The sequence below is a fragment of the Streptomyces sp. NPDC050619 genome, from assembly GCF_040654815.1.
In the GTDB taxonomy this organism is placed as follows: domain Bacteria; phylum Actinomycetota; class Actinomycetes; order Streptomycetales; family Streptomycetaceae; genus Streptomyces.
The window spans coordinates 58106-72374 of sequence record NZ_JBFAIR010000027.1; the positions used below are offsets into that span (position 1 = coordinate 58106).

The window sequence follows — 14269 nt, forward strand, 5'->3', positions numbered from 1 at the left end:
TGCGTTTACCGAGCTCGGACAGGGTCGTCTATTTTGTTCGAGCCGCACAGGGGGCTCCAACAGCATGGATAACCCGCCGTGGGGCCGTGGCGTCGGTGGCTGCGTACGGACAGCTTCGGCGTGCGCCCTGTACGGCTGCCCGCTACCAGTCGCGGGCGGCGTGCTGGAGGGTGTCGCGCACTCGGATGACGTCGGGGTTGGCGTCGGTGCCGGGCCGCTGGACGAGGAAGAGGGTGTTCAGGGGCGGTTCCTCCGATTCGTGCAGGAGGGCGAGCCGGCCGGAGTCGAGGTGTTCCTGGCACAGTGAGCGGGGCAGCACGCTGACACCGGCACCGGCGTTGACCGCGGACAGGACCGCGTACAGATTGGGCACGGTGACCGCGGCGCGGCTGGTGAGCTGCTTGCCGAAGACGGTCCGCCAGTAACGCCGCACGATGGGCAGGTCCTCGGCGTAGGTGACCAGCGGGACCTCGCGCAGGGCGGCGCACAGATCGTCTGCCTGCGGGTGCGCGGCGATGCGCTCGGCCCAGGTGGGGGCGGCGACCAGCAGGTACTCCTCGTCGGCGAGGGGCACCGACTCCAGGGCGCGGCCGCGGGGGCGCCGGGTGGCGATGACCAGGTCATGGCGGCCGGCCCGCAGCTCTTCCAGCAGCGGTTCGGGCAGCCCTTGGGCGACGCGCAACTGGACGCCGCCGGCGGCGAGGTGTGCCAGGGCGGGCAGGACGCGCACGCACAGCAGTTCCGACGGGCCGGCGAGGTGTACGGGTGTGGCGGGTCCGGCCAGCGGGCCGCCGCCTTCGAGGGCGGCGAGCGCGTCGAGCGGGCCCGCTGTCTGGGCGGCGAGTTCGTGGGCGAGCGGGGTGGGTTCCACGCCGCGCGGCAGCCGGGTGAACAACTCTCGGCCGGTCTGCTGCTCCAGGGTGCGGATCTGCGCGGTCACCGTGGGCTGGGACAGCCCGAGCACGGGCGCGGCGGCGGTGAAGGTGCCGGCGCGGTAGACCGCCAGGAAGGTGCGCAGCAGGTTGAGGTCGGCGTGCGCCGGGAGCCGCCTGCCGGCACCGGCACCGGCACCGGCCGCGGTCTCGGCGGTGTCGGGCGTCCGGTTCTTCATGTCAGCCATCGTATCGATCGTTCACATTGGGGTTCCGATAGCTGACATCGGAGCTTCTATCGGCAGTCCGATGGAGCGTGGGCCTGACGTCGCGCTAGGCGGTCGTCCCCTGCGAGGCGTCCGAGGCCTCGGGCCAGGGAGCCGGTGATCGCCAACGACACGAGGCGAAAGCTGGACGCCTGGTGGAGCCGTCGCCTCGGTGCGCCCGCAGGCCGTGGACCGGTGCGTGTCCGGTAGGAACCAGCGGAGGTTCGTCTGCCGCTCGGTTGCGCGGCCCGCCGGCTTGCCCACGCGTACACGGCCCACTCGCTGTCCTCGCCCCCGTCCTCGGGATCCATGAGCTGATCGCCTGCTGATGCCTACGGAACGACAGACGATCGCCGCCGCTCACACCGCCCACGCCGGAGTGTCCGCCACCTTCTCCTACGAGAACCCCGACGCCCGCGCTCTCGTCGGCAACGAGCGCGCTCTCAACAGACCACCCCGGGCGACTCGGTCCAAGGCGTCCTCGCCGAGAACGCCGCCCTCGAGCGCCACCTGAACCAATTGACCCGAAAGACACGCTCCAGCTCCTCGAACAGGATCAGCGGACAGGCCGTTCGGGGATCGTCGCAAGAACGTTCTCAGCGATGTCGAGGAGAGCGCTGTCGTCCGGGAGGGCTCCGGACGTGCTCCACACGGTGATTTCGTAGTAGCCGCCCCGGTCATCACGTTCGAGGGCCATCGACAGCGTCCTGGCCAGGGGACCTTCTTCGACCGGTCCGCCGGATCCGCCGCTCCCGAGATCGATCTCGAACTTCATGGTGTGATCCGAGGAGAGGACCGCGGGCCTGCCGAGAACCGTAAGCGTCTTGATGTCCTTCTCGTCCCCGAACTTCATCAGCTTCACGTACTGGTCGGTCGACAGCTTGTTGTAAGTGGCCGAGACATTCACGGTGTACGTCTCGAACGTGACCTCGGCCTCCGGTTGGGCAACCTTCCCATCAGTCAGGGGAGCGGTGTTGCTGGTGCCGGAAGCAGTGGTCGCGGTCTCTTCGGGCGTTCCAAGGAGCTGGGCCAGCTCTGGCCGGTTGAGCGCCTTGCACAGCTCCTCACCGGTCACGGGCCGGGGCGTCTGCTTGTACGCCTTCGGCAGCTCCTCGTGTGCCTCGCCCGAACACGAGGCGGGCTGAGCGGTGCTGTCGTCGGACGGCATCATGCGTGGGCCCAGCCACAGCGCGGCCCCGAGTGCCCCGAACACGGCCACGGCCGCGACGGCCTGGCCCCATGCGTTGTGCTCCTTCTCCGGAGTGCCCGGGCCGGGGTGCGCCCCAGTTGCCGCCTGGACCTGGGCTTGGGTCTGGGCTTGGGCTTGGGCTTGGGCTTGGGCTTGGGCTTGGGCGGCAGCATCGACCGCCGCCTCGTCCGCGGAGGCTGCCGGACTCGGGTTCCGGTTCCGGCGTGTGCGCAGGGCCCGGACCACCACGTAGACGCGTATTGCGGTGAACACGAGGAACACCACGCCGAGACCGGCCGCGACCCGATCGTGATCGCGGACGGCGAGATACATGATGCGTACGCCGAAAACGGACCCGACCGCGATGAGCAGGGGCTCGCGGACCCAGAACGGCAGGAGACGGAGGAGGAAACCGAGCATCCGGTGATCTCACCAGGACCAGACCACATCCGCCGTGGTGGAAGCCACAGTTCCCCTTGCCGTGCTTCTGGCGTGGGCTATCCGATGCCCTTCCGGCCCACTTCCCGAGCCGTCTCCGCCCGCCCCAGCACCTCCGTACTGTCCACGAACTGGTCCACCGTCCCGGTCATCGGCAGCTCCCGGATCGTCCGGTCGGAGATGCGGGCGGTGAGGGCCCGGGCGAACCGTTCCGCTCGTAAGACCCGGAAAGGTCTGGTGTGGTACGGGCGGGTCGTCGGGTCGATCCTGTCCGTCAGGGAGAGGTCGTTGTGCAGGGCGGCGACCGTCTCGTAGGCCGTCGAAAGGTGCTCTTCCCGGGTCCTCCAGTCCGTGGCCGCCAGGGCCGCCCTCAGAGACGGGGTGAGGCGGTCGCCCGCCGAGGTGCGGGCGAAGGCGCTGCCGAGCCATTTGCTGTACGGCGGGTAGCGGCGGTCCATGAGGAGGCACAGGCGCATCAGGTCGCGGACCAGGCGGGCGGCGACGACGGCGGAGCCGAGTTCGTCGCCGACCTCGCCGCAGCGGCCGACGAAGGCCTCTTCGTGGGAGATGCGGGTCCACTGGCAGGCCAGGATGTGGAGCCAGAGGTCGTGGGGGTACCAGCGCAGGGCGGTGCGGGCGGGGGTGAGTACGTGGAGGCCGTCGTGGAAGACGGCGCCGCCGGTGGCCTCGGCGAGGAGTTGGGTGGGGGTGGCGAGCCAGTCGGCGGTGGTGATGGGGGAGGTCGGGTCGAAGCCGAGCGTGGCGGTGAACCAGGAGGAGACGTGGGTGACTTCGACGCGGTGGTGGACGGGGCCCTGGGTGGGCCGCATGACGCGGACGTCGCCGTCGCCGGTCGGGGCGAAGTGGGTGGGGTAGCCGTGAAAGGTCTTCGGGAGGTGCTCGGCGAGCAGGTGTCTGATGCGTCCCGAGTGGCGGGAGACGTCCCGGGAGCGGAGGAAGACCTGGAGGCGTGGGCCCCATTCGTGGTCCGCCGAGCGTTCGGTGTCGAAGCCGAGCACTTCGGAGCCGCTGCCCAGGCGGGCGGCGGAGTGGGGGATGCCGGGGGCGGCTTCCTCCAGCAGGGGGCGTACGGCATCGGTGTAGAAGCGGCGGGAGAGTTCGAGGCCGGGGATGAAGGCGGGCATATGGGGTCCATCGGGAGTACGCGTATGGGTGAGGCTCATGACAATGAGCCGTGCCCGTTCAGTGAGGGGTCATGCCGGACACCTTCACGAGTGCTCTCTTGCCAGGTCCAACGGCCCTGCGGCGTTGGTTGGTTCCCGACAGGGACGTGACGTTTCGCCCAGCCCGTTGAGCTGTCGCAGCACACTGTGACGGCCCCATACTCCGGGACCTGACGAACCGACGGGTGAAGGAGCACGGTGAGCGCAGCAGCGGCAGCAGGGACCTGGAAGCTCGGGGACCTGGAGGTGAATCGCATCGGCTACGGCGCGATGCGCCTGACGGGCAACGGCATGATGGGCAACTCCGACGGCACACCGATTGACCGCGATGTCGCCGTCGGCCTGCTGCACAGCGCGTTCGAGGAGGGGGTCAACCACATCGATACGGCCTCTTTCTACTTCTCACCACTGAGGTCCGCGAACGAGCTCATCAACCGAGCCCTCTCGTCCTGGTCCGGCGACGTGGTCGTGGTGACCAAGGTCGGCCCGGGGCGTGATCCCTCCGGCGAGTGGCTTGACACGGTCCGCCCCGACCAGTTGCGTGGCCAGGTCGAGGAGAACCTGCGCCAGCTCGGCCGGGACTGCCTGGACGTGGTGAACCTGCGCGCCGGCGGCCCCCGCACGGCCTCGATCGCCGAGCACTTCGGCGCCCTCGCCGATCTGCGCGAGGCCGGCCTGGTCCGGCATCTCGGGCTCTCCGGTGTCCTGCCTGAGCACGTGCTCGCGGCCCAGAAGATCGCGCCCGTGGTCTGCGTGCAGAACTCCTACGGCCTGGACTGGCGCCGTGCCGATGAGAGCGGGCTGGTGGACCTGTGCGGGGAGCAGGGCATCGCCTTCGTCCCGTTCTTCGCGGTCTCCGGCCTGCGGCGGGAGGCGGCCGCAGGCCAGGAGCACGATGCGCGGGTCCACTCCGTCGCCGACGCCCACCGTGCGACGCCGGCCCAGGTACGGCTCGCCTGGACCCTCCACCGCGGTCCGCACGTGCTGGCCATTCCCGGCACCAGGAACCCGGCACACCTCGCGGAGAACATCGCCGCCGGAAGCCTGCGCCTGACCGAAGAGGAATTGGCTCTCCTCGACAAGCCGGATGAGGGCACCGACTGAGACTCTGCTCGCGATGCTCGGTGAACTTTCCCAGTCCGTTGCGAACCGGACCGAGTGGGGCGAGGGCCGCGGCCGGGCAGCGGAAAAGCGTTCGACCAGCCGGGCCCCGACGAGCCATGATCCGCACTCGTGACGACGCCAAAGCAACTCCTGGCCCGGGCCGCCGCCCGAAACAACGCCGAGTGGTGTGCGGTGATGAGCCGATCGCACGGCTTGGCGGGCTCGTTCGGGGATGAGGCGTGGGCCGCCCCGGTCCGCACGCCGCTGTACTACCCCGACGCGGTGACGCTGGTGTCGGGCGCCGGCCCGGCCGCGCTGGTGTCCCGCATCGACACCACCGCGCCCGGCGCCTCCGTCAAGGACAGCTTCGCCGACCTGGACCTCACGGCGGCCGGCTTCCAGGTGCTGTTCGAGGCGCAGTGGATCCACCGCCCGGCGAGTGCGCCCGCCACCGCGTCGGATCTCGCCTGGGACGTGGCGGGGGCCCCGGACACGCTGCGCGCATGGGCGCTGGCCTGGGACGACGGGGACGGCAATGCGGACCTCTTCCGGCCCGAACTGCTCGATGACCCCGCCACGTTCGTGCTCTGCGGGCGCTCCGCCGATGGCGGGGTGGTCGCCGGAGCGGTGGCGAGCCTCAGCGACCGGGTGGTCGGAATTTCCAACGTCTTCTCGCTGGACGGGGGCCCTGACGTGGCCTGGCCGGTCGTACTGGACGCTGTGCACTGGCTGTTTCCCACTGTGCCGGTGGTCGGCTATGAGCACGGCGATGACCTGGCGGTCGCCGTGCGCCATGGCTTCGAGCCGGTCGGCCCGCTGCGGATCTGGCTGCACGGCTGACCGGGACCCTGCAGGCAGCCTGGCCCCGAGACCCAGTGGGCCGGCTTCCGCGAAGCCGAACAAGGCCTATCGGCCCGCTCCGAGCCTGGTCAGCGCCTCGTCCGTCAGCCGGTACGCCGTCCAGTCGTCCTGCGGGTGGGCGCCGAGGGAGTCGTAGAAGGCGATGGACGGGGTGTTCCAGTTGAGGACGGACCATTCCAGGCGGGCGTAGCCGCGGTCCACGCAGATGCGGGCCAGTTCGGTGAGGAGGGCCTTGCCGTGGCCGGTGCCGCGGGCGGTGGGGCGGACGTAGAGGTCTTCGAGGTGGATGCCGTGGACGCCGCGCCAGGTGGAGAAGTTGAGGAACCAGATGGCATAGCCGACGGGTTCGTGTGTGGTGTCGTCCACGGCGAGGTGGGCGTAGGCGGCCGGGTGGGCGCCGAAGAGGGCCTCGTGGAGTTGGTGCGGGGTGGCCTTCGCTTCGGCCAGGGACTTTTCGTAGTCCGCCAGTTCGCGGATCAGGGTGTGGAGGGCGGGGATGTCGGCGGGGGTGGCGGTGCGGATCATGGGGGGAGGCTAGCTTCTGTGGTCCCTCAGACGTTTGGCGATTTCCAGCTGGCGGGGGTTCAGGGGGCGGTCGTCCTCGATGTCCCACAGGCTGTTCTGGAGGAGGCGGCCCAGGGTCCAGGCGCGGGTGCGGGCGCGGTCCAGGCCGAGGACGTCGGTCATGGCGTCGAAGCGCCAGGTGATCTCGTCGGCGTCGAAGCGGTTGTCGAGGGCGGGCCACAGGTCGAAGCCGGGGTCGCCGGCGAGGGGTTTGGGGTCGATGGCGAGCCAGGGGGCGCGGTCGGCGGCCAGGACGTTCTCGTAGTGGAGGTCCCAGTGGAGGAGGCGGTCGCCGGGTTCGTGGACGACTTCGCGTACGGCGGCGGCGCAGTCGGCGACCAGGCGGCGGGCTTCCGGGTCGGGGATGCGGTCCAACGCCCAGGGGGTCTGGTCCAGCATGGCGTGTGCGATGTCGCCGAGGCGGCGCATGCCCGGCGGGGCCGGTACGGCGGTGAGGTGGGCCAGCAAGTGGGCGATGACCAGGACGACTTCGCGGGTGTCGGGGACGTACGACAGCATGCGGGCCGGGTCGAGGCGTTCCAGGAGCATGGTGCCGGTGGCCTGGTCGTGGTCGAGGAGGCGTACCGCTCCGTCGCCGTTCCAGATGCGCAGGGCGACCGGCTCGCCTTCGCTCTCCTCGTCGAGGACTTGCAGTTTGAGGACGGCCGGTGTGCCGTCGCGCCGCAGGACGGGCAGGACCAGGGCGGAGACTCCGTGCATGGGCCGGCCGTCGACCGTCAGCTCCCAGCGTTCCAGGAACTCGGCGATCAGCTGCGGCAGTCCGGAGATGAAGGCGCGCCCCACCGCTCCGTTGAACTTCTCCTGCGATGCGGCCAGTTCCTCCGGAATGTCGATCACGAATCGGACCCTACCGGCGTGCGTGAATCTGCTCATGCGAATTAACCGGGGTGGCTGGAGCGACCGGGGTGGCTGGGTCGGCCGGGGTTTCCACAGGGTGTGGATGTACGTCCGCGGCGCCTCCGGCACCTATGTCTGGCTGGGGATCCTGTTCGTGACGACCGTGGCGATGCATCAGATGTCGCCGGAGTTCGAGGCGGAGTTCCTGCGGCAGCGGTCGACCAACATCCATGAGCTGTCGCACGATCCGGAGCGGGTGCTGATCGCCGGCGCGATGGCACGGGACGGGTGTGATCCGTTGGTGAGGGCGGCTGCGGATTCCCGCTCAGGCCACTGATTCCGGTACCGGTGTCTCCGCCGGTGTGCCCCTCTTCGGGGGCTTCGTCGTGACCATCAGGCCCGCTGTCAGGCCCGCCAGCAGCATGATGCCGGCGGCCCACCAGAGGGCGACCGTGTAGCCGTGGACGATGCCCTCCCTCACCACCAGGGCGCGCCCGGCGGGGTTGGTGAGATGGGCGGTGACGTAGGCCGTGCCGCTGGTGGTGGCGATGGTGTTGAGCAGGGCCGTGCCGATGGAACCGCCCACCTGCTGGGCGGTGTTGACGGTCGCCGAGGTGACGCCGGAGTCCTGCGGGGCGACGCCGGCGGTGGCGGTGGAGAAGACCGGCATGAAGGTCAGGCCCATGCCGAGGCCCATCAGGATCAGGGCGGGCAGGATCTCGGTGGCGTACTCGCTGTGCACCGTCATCCGGGTGAGGATCACCATGCCGCTGGAGGCGAGGAGCATGCCGGGGACCATCAGCATGCGGGGTGCCGTGTGGTTCAGCAGCCGGGCGGAGATCTGCGTGGAGCCGATGACGATCGCGGCGGTGAGCGGGAGGAAGGCCAGGCCTGTCTTCACGGGGGAGTAGCCGAGGATGACCTGGAGGTAGTAGGTCATGAACAGGAACAGGCCGAACATGCCGATGACGGCGAGGCCCATGGTCAGGAAGCAGCCGGCGCGGTTGCGGTCCTTGACGATGTGCAGGGGGAGCAGGGGCATGGGCGCCCGGGCCTGCCACCACACGAAGGCCGTGAGCAGTACGGCGCCTGCCGCGAACAGGGTCAGGACCAGCGCGTCGGTCCAGCCGCGGGGCTGGGCCTCGCTGAATCCGTAGACGATCGCGACCAGGCCGCCGCAGCCGAGCAGGACGCCGGGGACGTCGAGGCGGGCGGTGCCGCCGTGGCCGGGACGGTCGTGCAGCAGGACGAAGGCCCCGATGACGGCGATGACGGCGATCGGGACGTTGACGTACAGGCACCAGCGCCAGTTCAGGTACTCGGTGAGCAGGCCGCCGACGATGAAGCCGATCGCGGCGCCGCTGCCCGCGAGGGCGCCGTAGATGCCGAAGGCCTTTCCGCGTTCCTTGGGGTCGGTGAACGTGGTCGTCAGCAAGGAGAGCGCGGAGGGGGCGAGTACGGCGGCGAAGACGCCCTGGAGGGCGCGGGCGCCGAAGAGCATGGCCGAGTTCGTGGCCGCGCCGCCCAGTGCGGAGGCGGCGGCGAAGCCGACGAGGCCGATGACGAAGGTGCGTTTGCGGCCGACCAGGTCGGCGATGCGCCCGCCGAGCAGGAGGAGGCCGCCGAAGGCGAGGGTGTAGGCGGTGATGACCCATTGGCGGTTGCCGTCGGATATGCCCAGGTCCTGCTGTGCGGACGGGAGCGCGATGTTCACGATGGTCGCGTCGAGGACGACCATCAGCTGTGCGAGGGCGATGACGACCAGGCCCCACCAGCGACGCGGGTCGGTGTTCACGGGGCTTTCTGGTTCGCCTGTCCGTGTGACACTCATCCCGCCAGAAGACCATGAATCGGGATGTTCCGCATCCCTGCTGGAAGGCCGCTCGGTCATGGTTCCAGGACCACCTTTCCGGTCGTTCCACGGGTCTGAAGGGCCCGGTGCGCGGCGGCCGCCTCGGCGAGCGGGAAGCGCTGGACGGCGGGCCTGAGGCGGCCCGCGGCGGCCTCGGTGAGGGCGCGCAGTTCGAGGGTGCGTACGGGGTTGGGGCCGCCGGCCTTCCGCATCATCACGGGGCCGAGGACCTGCTCGGACACGCCGTCGACGAGGTAGGGCTCGCCGTCGTGCAGGCCCTCGCCGGACCAGCCGAAGACAATGTGCTTGCCGTGCTTGCCGCCGGGTCCGAGCAGGGCGGTGGCTTCGCGGGCTACCTCGCCGCCGACGCCGTCGAAGACGACGGTCGCGGGCCGGCCGCCGAGGTATGCGCGGACCTTCTCCGGCCAGGCCGGGTCCTTGTAGTCGACGGCGAGGTCGGCGCCGTTCGCCTGCACCCGGGCCGTCTTGCCGGGCCCGCCGGCGAGGCCGATGACGGTGGCGCCCGCGTTCTTGGCGTACTGCACGAGCAGGGTGCCGATCCCGCCGGCGGCGGCCGGGACGACGGCGACCGAGTCGGGGCCGAGCTCGGCGAACTGGAGGATCCCCATCGTCGTACGGCCCGTGCCGATCATGGCGACGGCCTGGGCGTAGTCGAGGTTCTCCGGTATCTCGTGGACGCGGTCGACGTCGGTGACGGCGAGTTCGGCGTAACCGCCCGGGGCGAAGCCGAGGTGGGCGACGACGCGCTTGCCGAGCCAGAGGCCGGCGGTCGCCTCGCCGAGCGACTCGACCACGCCGGCGACCTCGCGGCCGGGGATCGTGGGCAGGGTCGGCGGCTGGGGCAGGGGGCCCCGCATGCCCTCGCGCAGGGCGGTGTCCAGGAGGTGGACACCGGCGGCTCTGACGGCGATACGGACCTGGCCGGGGCCGGGCTGCGGGTCCTCGACCTGTTCGTGGGTGAGGTTCTCGGCGGGGCCGAAGGTGTGCAGACGGATGGCGTGCATGGAGGGCTCCAATTAGGTCATCGGTGATCGGTCAGTTGGTCATCGGTCAGTTGGCCATCGCTCGTAGGAACCCCACTTTTCAACCTCAAGCGCGCTTGAGGTCAAGGGCGTTCCGGCCGAGGGCGAGCGAGACCGCGGTGAGGGCGCTGTCGAAGGAGACCTCGGACAGGACGCCCGGGGCGGCGACCTGGTCGCCCGCGAGATAGACGCCGTCTCCGCGGTCGACGGCGGGCCGGTCGCGCCAGCTCGTGCCCGGCAGGTCGACGGCGCCGGTACGGCCGTTCGCGACGGTCTCTCGCCGCCAGGTGACGCGCTCGCGCCAGCCCTCGAAGGCGAGGTCGAGGAGTTGCTCGGCGCGGGCGATGCCGTCGGCCCGCGTCTCGTGCGGGGCGATCGGGATCTGTCCCTGGATGAGCTGCTCGCCGGCGGGGGCGAGGGAGCGGTCCTGGGCCGTGAACCGCTCGATCCAGCCGGGGGAGTCCAGGTCGGAGACGGCGAAGGCGTCCCCGCGCCTGGTCCGCACGGCGAGGTCGATGAGGGCGGTACGGCCGCTCGCCCAGGTCAGCGAGTCGTCGCCGAGGAGGCGGCGGGCGGCGCCGAGGGAGGTGGCGACGACGACCGGGGTGTCGGTGGGGAGCGTGTCGACCCGGGACAGCGTCTCCATACGGACGCCGAGATTCCACGCCCGGGCGGCCATCCGGTCGATGAGACTGGCCCAGCCGCCGCGCGGATAGTGCGCCTCGGGCGGGAGCTTGGTGGCGCGGCGCAGCCGTTCCTGCACGAACGCGGCGGACAGGGCGCCGGGGTCGTGATGGAAGAGGGCGACGGCGGAGTAGTGCGCGGCGGCACGGGCGCCCTCCTCGCCCGCCTGCCCGGTGGCCCAGGTCATGAAGTCGACGTCGACGGGCGCCTGTCGGGAGCTGCGGCGCAGCAGCTTGAGCAGGGCGAAGGGCGGGGTGCGACGCAGGACGCCCTTGTGCCGGAGCCGCAGCCGGGCCGCTTCCAGCGGGGGGAGGGGCGCGAGCGGCCCGATCAGACCGCGCTGCTGGAGCCAGGTCCAGTGCGGTCCGCCGCTGTAGAGGGCGTGCGGCCCCTCGTTCGTCCGGTACGGCCCCTCGGCGGTCCGCGCGCGCCCGCCGAGGGTGTGATGCGCCTCGTGGACGGTGACCTTGGCGCCCGCCTCGGCGGCGGTGATGGCGGCGGTCAGTCCGGCGAAGCCGCCGCCGATGACGGTGATGCGGTGCATGGTGAGGGCTCCCTCTTGTCGGAGTCGTCTCTCGTCTCTCGGTTCTCGGTTTTCTGTTTTCTGTTTTGTACGACTGATCGAAGGCCCCGGAATGTGACATGGCGACTGTTTGTGCAGGTCAGGGCGATTGTCAGTGGCGGGGTGCAGCATGGGGGCATGGCGAACAGAAAGACGGGTGTACGGGGAGCGCGGCGGCCGGAGGTGCGCTTGCCTCCGCTGGAGCCGTACGGCGGAGGGGAGTTGGAGCCTGACGGGGATTACGACGGGCTGGAGTTCCGGGAGGCGGATTTCGCCGAGCAGAACGGCGGGGGCGCCCGTTTCATGGACTGCGCGCTGACGGGGTGCGCACTGGACCGGACGCGGTTGCAGCGGGCGCGCGTCCTGGACTCGGTCCTCACCGGTATCCGGGGCGTGGGCACGAACCTCGCCGAGGCGAGCCTGCGCGATGTCGAGGTGATCGACGCCCGGCTCGGCGGGGTCCAGCTGCACGGAGCGGTCCTGGAGCGCGTCCTGATCCGCGGCGGCAAGATCGACTACCTGAACCTGCGCACGTCCCGGCTCAGAGACGTCGTCTTCGAGAGCTGCGTCCTGGTCGAGCCGGACTTCGGGGGCGCCCGGCTGGAGCGGGTGGAGTTCGTGGACTGTGCGCTGAAGGGGGTGGATCTCAGCGGGGCCACGCTGGTGGACGTCGATCTGCGCGGGGCCGCGTCACTGGAGATCGCGCGGGGGGTGGACCGGCTGGCGGGGGCGGTGATCAGTACGGGGCAACTGATGGATCTGGCACCGGTGCTGGCGGCGGAGATCGGGGTTCGGGTGGAGGGGTGAGGGGTGAGGGGGCAGGTGTCAGGGGGAAGGTCAGCGCACCCTCGGAAAGCGGGCCTGCAAGGTCCAGATCGCCGGGTTTTCGCCCAGGTCGTCGTGCAGGTCGACGAGGTCGGCGATCAGGTCGTGCAGGAAGTCACGGGCTTCGCGGCGGAGTTCGGCGTGGGAGAAGGACAGCGGGGGCTCCTCCGCAGGCATCCAGTCCGCCTCGATGTCCACCCAGCCGAAGCGGCGCTCGAAGAGCATGCGGTCGGTCGACTCGGTGAAGTCCAGTTCCGCGCGCTGGGGGCGGGCGGCGCGGGAGCCCGCCGGGTCCCGGTCGATCCGCTCGACGATGTCGCACAGCGCCCACGCGAAGTCGAGCACCGGCACCCATCCCCAGGCCGTGGACAGCTCCCGGTCCGCCTTCGTGTCGGCGAGGTAGACGTCGCCGCAGAACAGGTCGTGGCGCAGGGTGTGGACGTCCGCGTGGCGGTAGTCCGTCTGCGGGGGGTCCGGGAAGCGGTTGGAGAGGGCGTAGCCGATGTCGAGCACGTAGCCGATGGTGTCACGCGGGTCCTCATAGGATCGCTGGCGTGTCCCGATCCGCCCCCGTCGTCCCGGCCCGCGTCTCCGTAGCCGTAGCCATCGCCCTCGCCCTGACCGCGACCGCGTGCGGCGGGGGAGGAGCCGAGAGCACCCCCGGCGGCTCCGGGGTGCGCGACCCGTACTTCCCGAAGGCGGGCAACGGCGGCTACGACGTCACGCACTACGACCTGACACTCGCCTACGCCCCCGACACCCGCCGGCTCACCGGCCGCGCGACGATCACCGCCCGCGCCACCCAGGACCTCTCCGCCTTCCACCTCGACCTCAAGGGCCTGGACGTCGGCAAGATCACCGTGGACGGCGAGGACGCCCGCTGGAGCCGCACCGGCCAGGAGCTGACCGTCCGCCCGCACGACGACCTGGACGAGGGAGAGGTCTTCCACACCACCGTCCGCTACTCCGGCACCCCGCAGACGATCACCGACCCGGACGGCACCGAGGAGGGCTGGCTGCCCACCGCCGACGGGGCGCTCGCGCTCGGCGAGCCGACGGGTTCGATGGCGTGGTTCCCCGGCAACCACCACCCCTCCGACAAGGCGTCGTACGACCTCACGATCACCGTCCCGGAGGGGCTGCGGGCGGTCTCGAACGGGGAGTTGGCGGGCGAGACGACCACCGGGGGCCGTACGACCTACACCTGGCACACCGCACAGCCCATGGCGAGTTACGTCGCCACACTCGCGATCGGCGACTACGACATCCGCCGCTCCGCCACCGCGGACGGGCTGCCCGTGTACGTCGCCGTGGACCCGACGCGGACCGAGGAGAGCCGGCAGGTCCTTGCCAGGATCCCCGCGATCATGAAGTGGGCCGAGGACACCTTCGGCCCGTACCCCTTCTCCTCCACCGGAGCGATCGTCGACCGAGACACGGACGCCGGCTACGCCCTGGAGACCCAAAGCCGCCCCGTCTTCCCCGGCGTGCCCGACACCGGGACCCTCGTCCACGAACTCGCCCACCAGTGGTACGGCAACTCGGTCACGCCGAAGACCTGGCGGGACATGTGGCTCAACGAGGGCTTCGCCACCTACGCGGAGTGGCTGTGGCAGGAGGACCACGGCGGCGACAGCGCCCAGGAGATCTTCGACGCCCTGTACGACCACGGCGAGGAGACCTACGACGACCTCTGGACCTTCCCGCCCGCGAGGCCGACGAGCGCCGCGCACATCTCCGGCAGCCCTGTGTACCAGCGGGGCGCGATGGTCCTCCACAAGCTCCGGCAGACGGTCGGCGACACCGCCTTCCGCGCACTGCTCCGCGACTGGGCCGCCCTCCACCGCCACGGCAACGCGGACACGGACGACTTCACGACGTACGTGGAGGAACGGGCGCCCGGCAAGGACTTCGACGGGATCTGGGAGGAGTGGCTGTACCGGGACGGGAAGCCGGCGTCCGACTGA

General features: G+C 70.7%; 14 protein-coding genes and 1 pseudogene. 6 read left to right on the forward strand and 9 right to left on the reverse strand.

The window, feature by feature from the left end; translation table 11 throughout:
- Positions 1–142: 142 nt before the first annotated feature.
- Complete coding sequence (locus tag AB0I77_RS35530; protein WP_363286903.1) at positions 143–1111, reverse strand: LysR family transcriptional regulator; 969 nt, start codon at positions 1109–1111, stop codon at positions 143–145.
- Between the two features lie 355 nt (positions 1112–1466).
- Here AB0I77_RS35530 and AB0I77_RS35535 point away from each other — a divergent pair, with 355 nt between their 5' ends.
- Positions 1467–1652: a hypothetical protein gene (locus AB0I77_RS35535; protein ID WP_363286904.1), complete on the forward strand. Its 186-nt coding sequence runs from the start codon at positions 1467–1469 to the stop codon at positions 1650–1652.
- Between the two features lie 42 nt (positions 1653–1694).
- Here AB0I77_RS35535 and AB0I77_RS35540 read toward each other — a convergent pair whose 3' ends face one another.
- Both AB0I77_RS35540 and AB0I77_RS35545 read right to left on the reverse strand, forming a co-directional pair.
- Positions 1695–2747: a DUF6215 domain-containing protein gene (locus tag AB0I77_RS35540; protein WP_363286906.1), complete on the reverse strand. Its 1053-nt coding sequence runs from the start codon at positions 2745–2747 to the stop codon at positions 1695–1697.
- A 77-nt stretch (positions 2748–2824) separates the two neighbouring features.
- Positions 2825–3910: a DUF4037 domain-containing protein gene (locus tag AB0I77_RS35545; RefSeq protein ID WP_363286907.1), complete on the reverse strand. Its 1086-nt coding sequence runs from the start codon at positions 3908–3910 to the stop codon at positions 2825–2827.
- A gap of 237 nt (positions 3911–4147) precedes the next feature.
- Here AB0I77_RS35545 and AB0I77_RS35550 point away from each other — a divergent pair, with 237 nt between their 5' ends.
- Both AB0I77_RS35550 and AB0I77_RS35555 read left to right on the forward strand, forming a co-directional pair.
- The gene (locus AB0I77_RS35550) at positions 4148–5053 is read left to right on the forward strand and encodes an oxidoreductase (RefSeq protein WP_363286908.1); all 906 of its coding nucleotides are present in this window, start codon (positions 4148–4150) and stop codon (positions 5051–5053) included.
- Positions 5054–5182: 129 nt separating this feature from the next.
- Entirely contained in the window at positions 5183–5893 is a 711-nt protein-coding gene (locus tag AB0I77_RS35555) for a hypothetical protein (protein ID WP_363286909.1), read from the forward strand.
- A gap of 66 nt (positions 5894–5959) precedes the next feature.
- On the opposite strand, the gene AB0I77_RS35560 is transcribed toward AB0I77_RS35555, so the two are convergent.
- The gene (locus tag AB0I77_RS35560) at positions 5960–6439 is read right to left on the reverse strand and encodes a GNAT family N-acetyltransferase (protein WP_363286910.1); all 480 of its coding nucleotides are present in this window, start codon (positions 6437–6439) and stop codon (positions 5960–5962) included.
- 9 nt (positions 6440–6448) lie between these two features.
- A complete protein-coding gene (locus tag AB0I77_RS35565) occupies positions 6449–7336 on the reverse strand; it encodes an aminoglycoside phosphotransferase family protein (protein WP_363286911.1) in 888 nt (295 codons plus the stop codon).
- Here AB0I77_RS35565 and AB0I77_RS35570 point away from each other — a divergent pair.
- Positions 7326–7625, forward strand: a pseudogene (locus AB0I77_RS35570) (rhomboid-like protein); the annotation flags it as partial. The gene AB0I77_RS35565 and the pseudogene AB0I77_RS35570 sit on opposite strands and share 11 nt — an antisense overlap.
- 36 nt (positions 7626–7661) lie before the next feature.
- Here the strand turns inward: AB0I77_RS35570 and AB0I77_RS35575 are convergent.
- The 3 genes from AB0I77_RS35575 to AB0I77_RS35585 form a co-directional block, all read right to left on the reverse strand.
- A complete protein-coding gene (locus AB0I77_RS35575; RefSeq protein WP_363286912.1) occupies positions 7662–9167 on the reverse strand; it encodes an MFS transporter in 1506 nt (501 codons plus the stop codon).
- Between the two features lie 56 nt (positions 9168–9223).
- Entirely contained in the window at positions 9224–10213 is a 990-nt protein-coding gene (locus AB0I77_RS35580; protein WP_363286913.1) for a zinc-binding dehydrogenase, read from the reverse strand.
- A gap of 85 nt (positions 10214–10298) precedes the next feature.
- Entirely contained in the window at positions 10299–11459 is a 1161-nt protein-coding gene (locus tag AB0I77_RS35585; protein WP_363286914.1) for an FAD-dependent oxidoreductase, read from the reverse strand.
- A 156-nt stretch (positions 11460–11615) separates the two neighbouring features.
- On the opposite strand from AB0I77_RS35585, the gene AB0I77_RS35590 reads away from it, so the two are divergent.
- Complete coding sequence (locus AB0I77_RS35590; protein ID WP_363286915.1) at positions 11616–12284, forward strand: pentapeptide repeat-containing protein; 669 nt, start codon at positions 11616–11618, stop codon at positions 12282–12284.
- 30 nt (positions 12285–12314) lie between these two features.
- Here the strand turns inward: AB0I77_RS35590 and AB0I77_RS35595 are convergent, their stop codons facing one another.
- The gene (locus AB0I77_RS35595; protein ID WP_363286916.1) at positions 12315–12815 is read right to left on the reverse strand and encodes a hypothetical protein; all 501 of its coding nucleotides are present in this window, start codon (positions 12813–12815) and stop codon (positions 12315–12317) included.
- A 41-nt stretch (positions 12816–12856) separates the two neighbouring features.
- On the opposite strand from AB0I77_RS35595, the gene AB0I77_RS35600 reads away from it, so the two are divergent.
- Positions 12857–14269 (forward strand): M1 family metallopeptidase, encoded by a 1413-nt coding sequence (locus tag AB0I77_RS35600; RefSeq protein ID WP_363286918.1) that lies wholly within the window; start codon positions 12857–12859, stop codon positions 14267–14269.

Excerpts from the sequence above, each read along its gene's own strand:
- AB0I77_RS35530 (WP_363286903.1), bottom strand. The coding sequence starts at position 1,111 with ATGAAGAACCGGACGCCCGACACCGCCGAGACCGCGGCCGGTGCCGGT.
- AB0I77_RS35535 (WP_363286904.1), top strand. The coding sequence starts at position 1,467 with ATGCCTACGGAACGACAGACGATCGCCGCCGCTCACACCGCCCACGCC.
- AB0I77_RS35540 (WP_363286906.1), bottom strand. The coding sequence starts at position 2,747 with ATGCTCGGTTTCCTCCTCCGTCTCCTGCCGTTCTGGGTCCGCGAGCCC.
- AB0I77_RS35545 (WP_363286907.1), bottom strand. The coding sequence starts at position 3,910 with ATGCCCGCCTTCATCCCCGGCCTCGAACTCTCCCGCCGCTTCTACACC.
- AB0I77_RS35560 (WP_363286910.1), bottom strand. The coding sequence starts at position 6,439 with ATGATCCGCACCGCCACCCCCGCCGACATCCCCGCCCTCCACACCCTG.
- AB0I77_RS35575 (WP_363286912.1), bottom strand. The coding sequence starts at position 9,167 with ATGAGTGTCACACGGACAGGCGAACCAGAAAGCCCCGTGAACACCGAC.
- AB0I77_RS35580 (WP_363286913.1), bottom strand. The coding sequence starts at position 10,213 with ATGCACGCCATCCGTCTGCACACCTTCGGCCCCGCCGAGAACCTCACC.
- AB0I77_RS35585 (WP_363286914.1), bottom strand. The coding sequence starts at position 11,459 with ATGCACCGCATCACCGTCATCGGCGGCGGCTTCGCCGGACTGACCGCC.
- AB0I77_RS35590 (WP_363286915.1), top strand. The coding sequence starts at position 11,616 with ATGGCGAACAGAAAGACGGGTGTACGGGGAGCGCGGCGGCCGGAGGTG.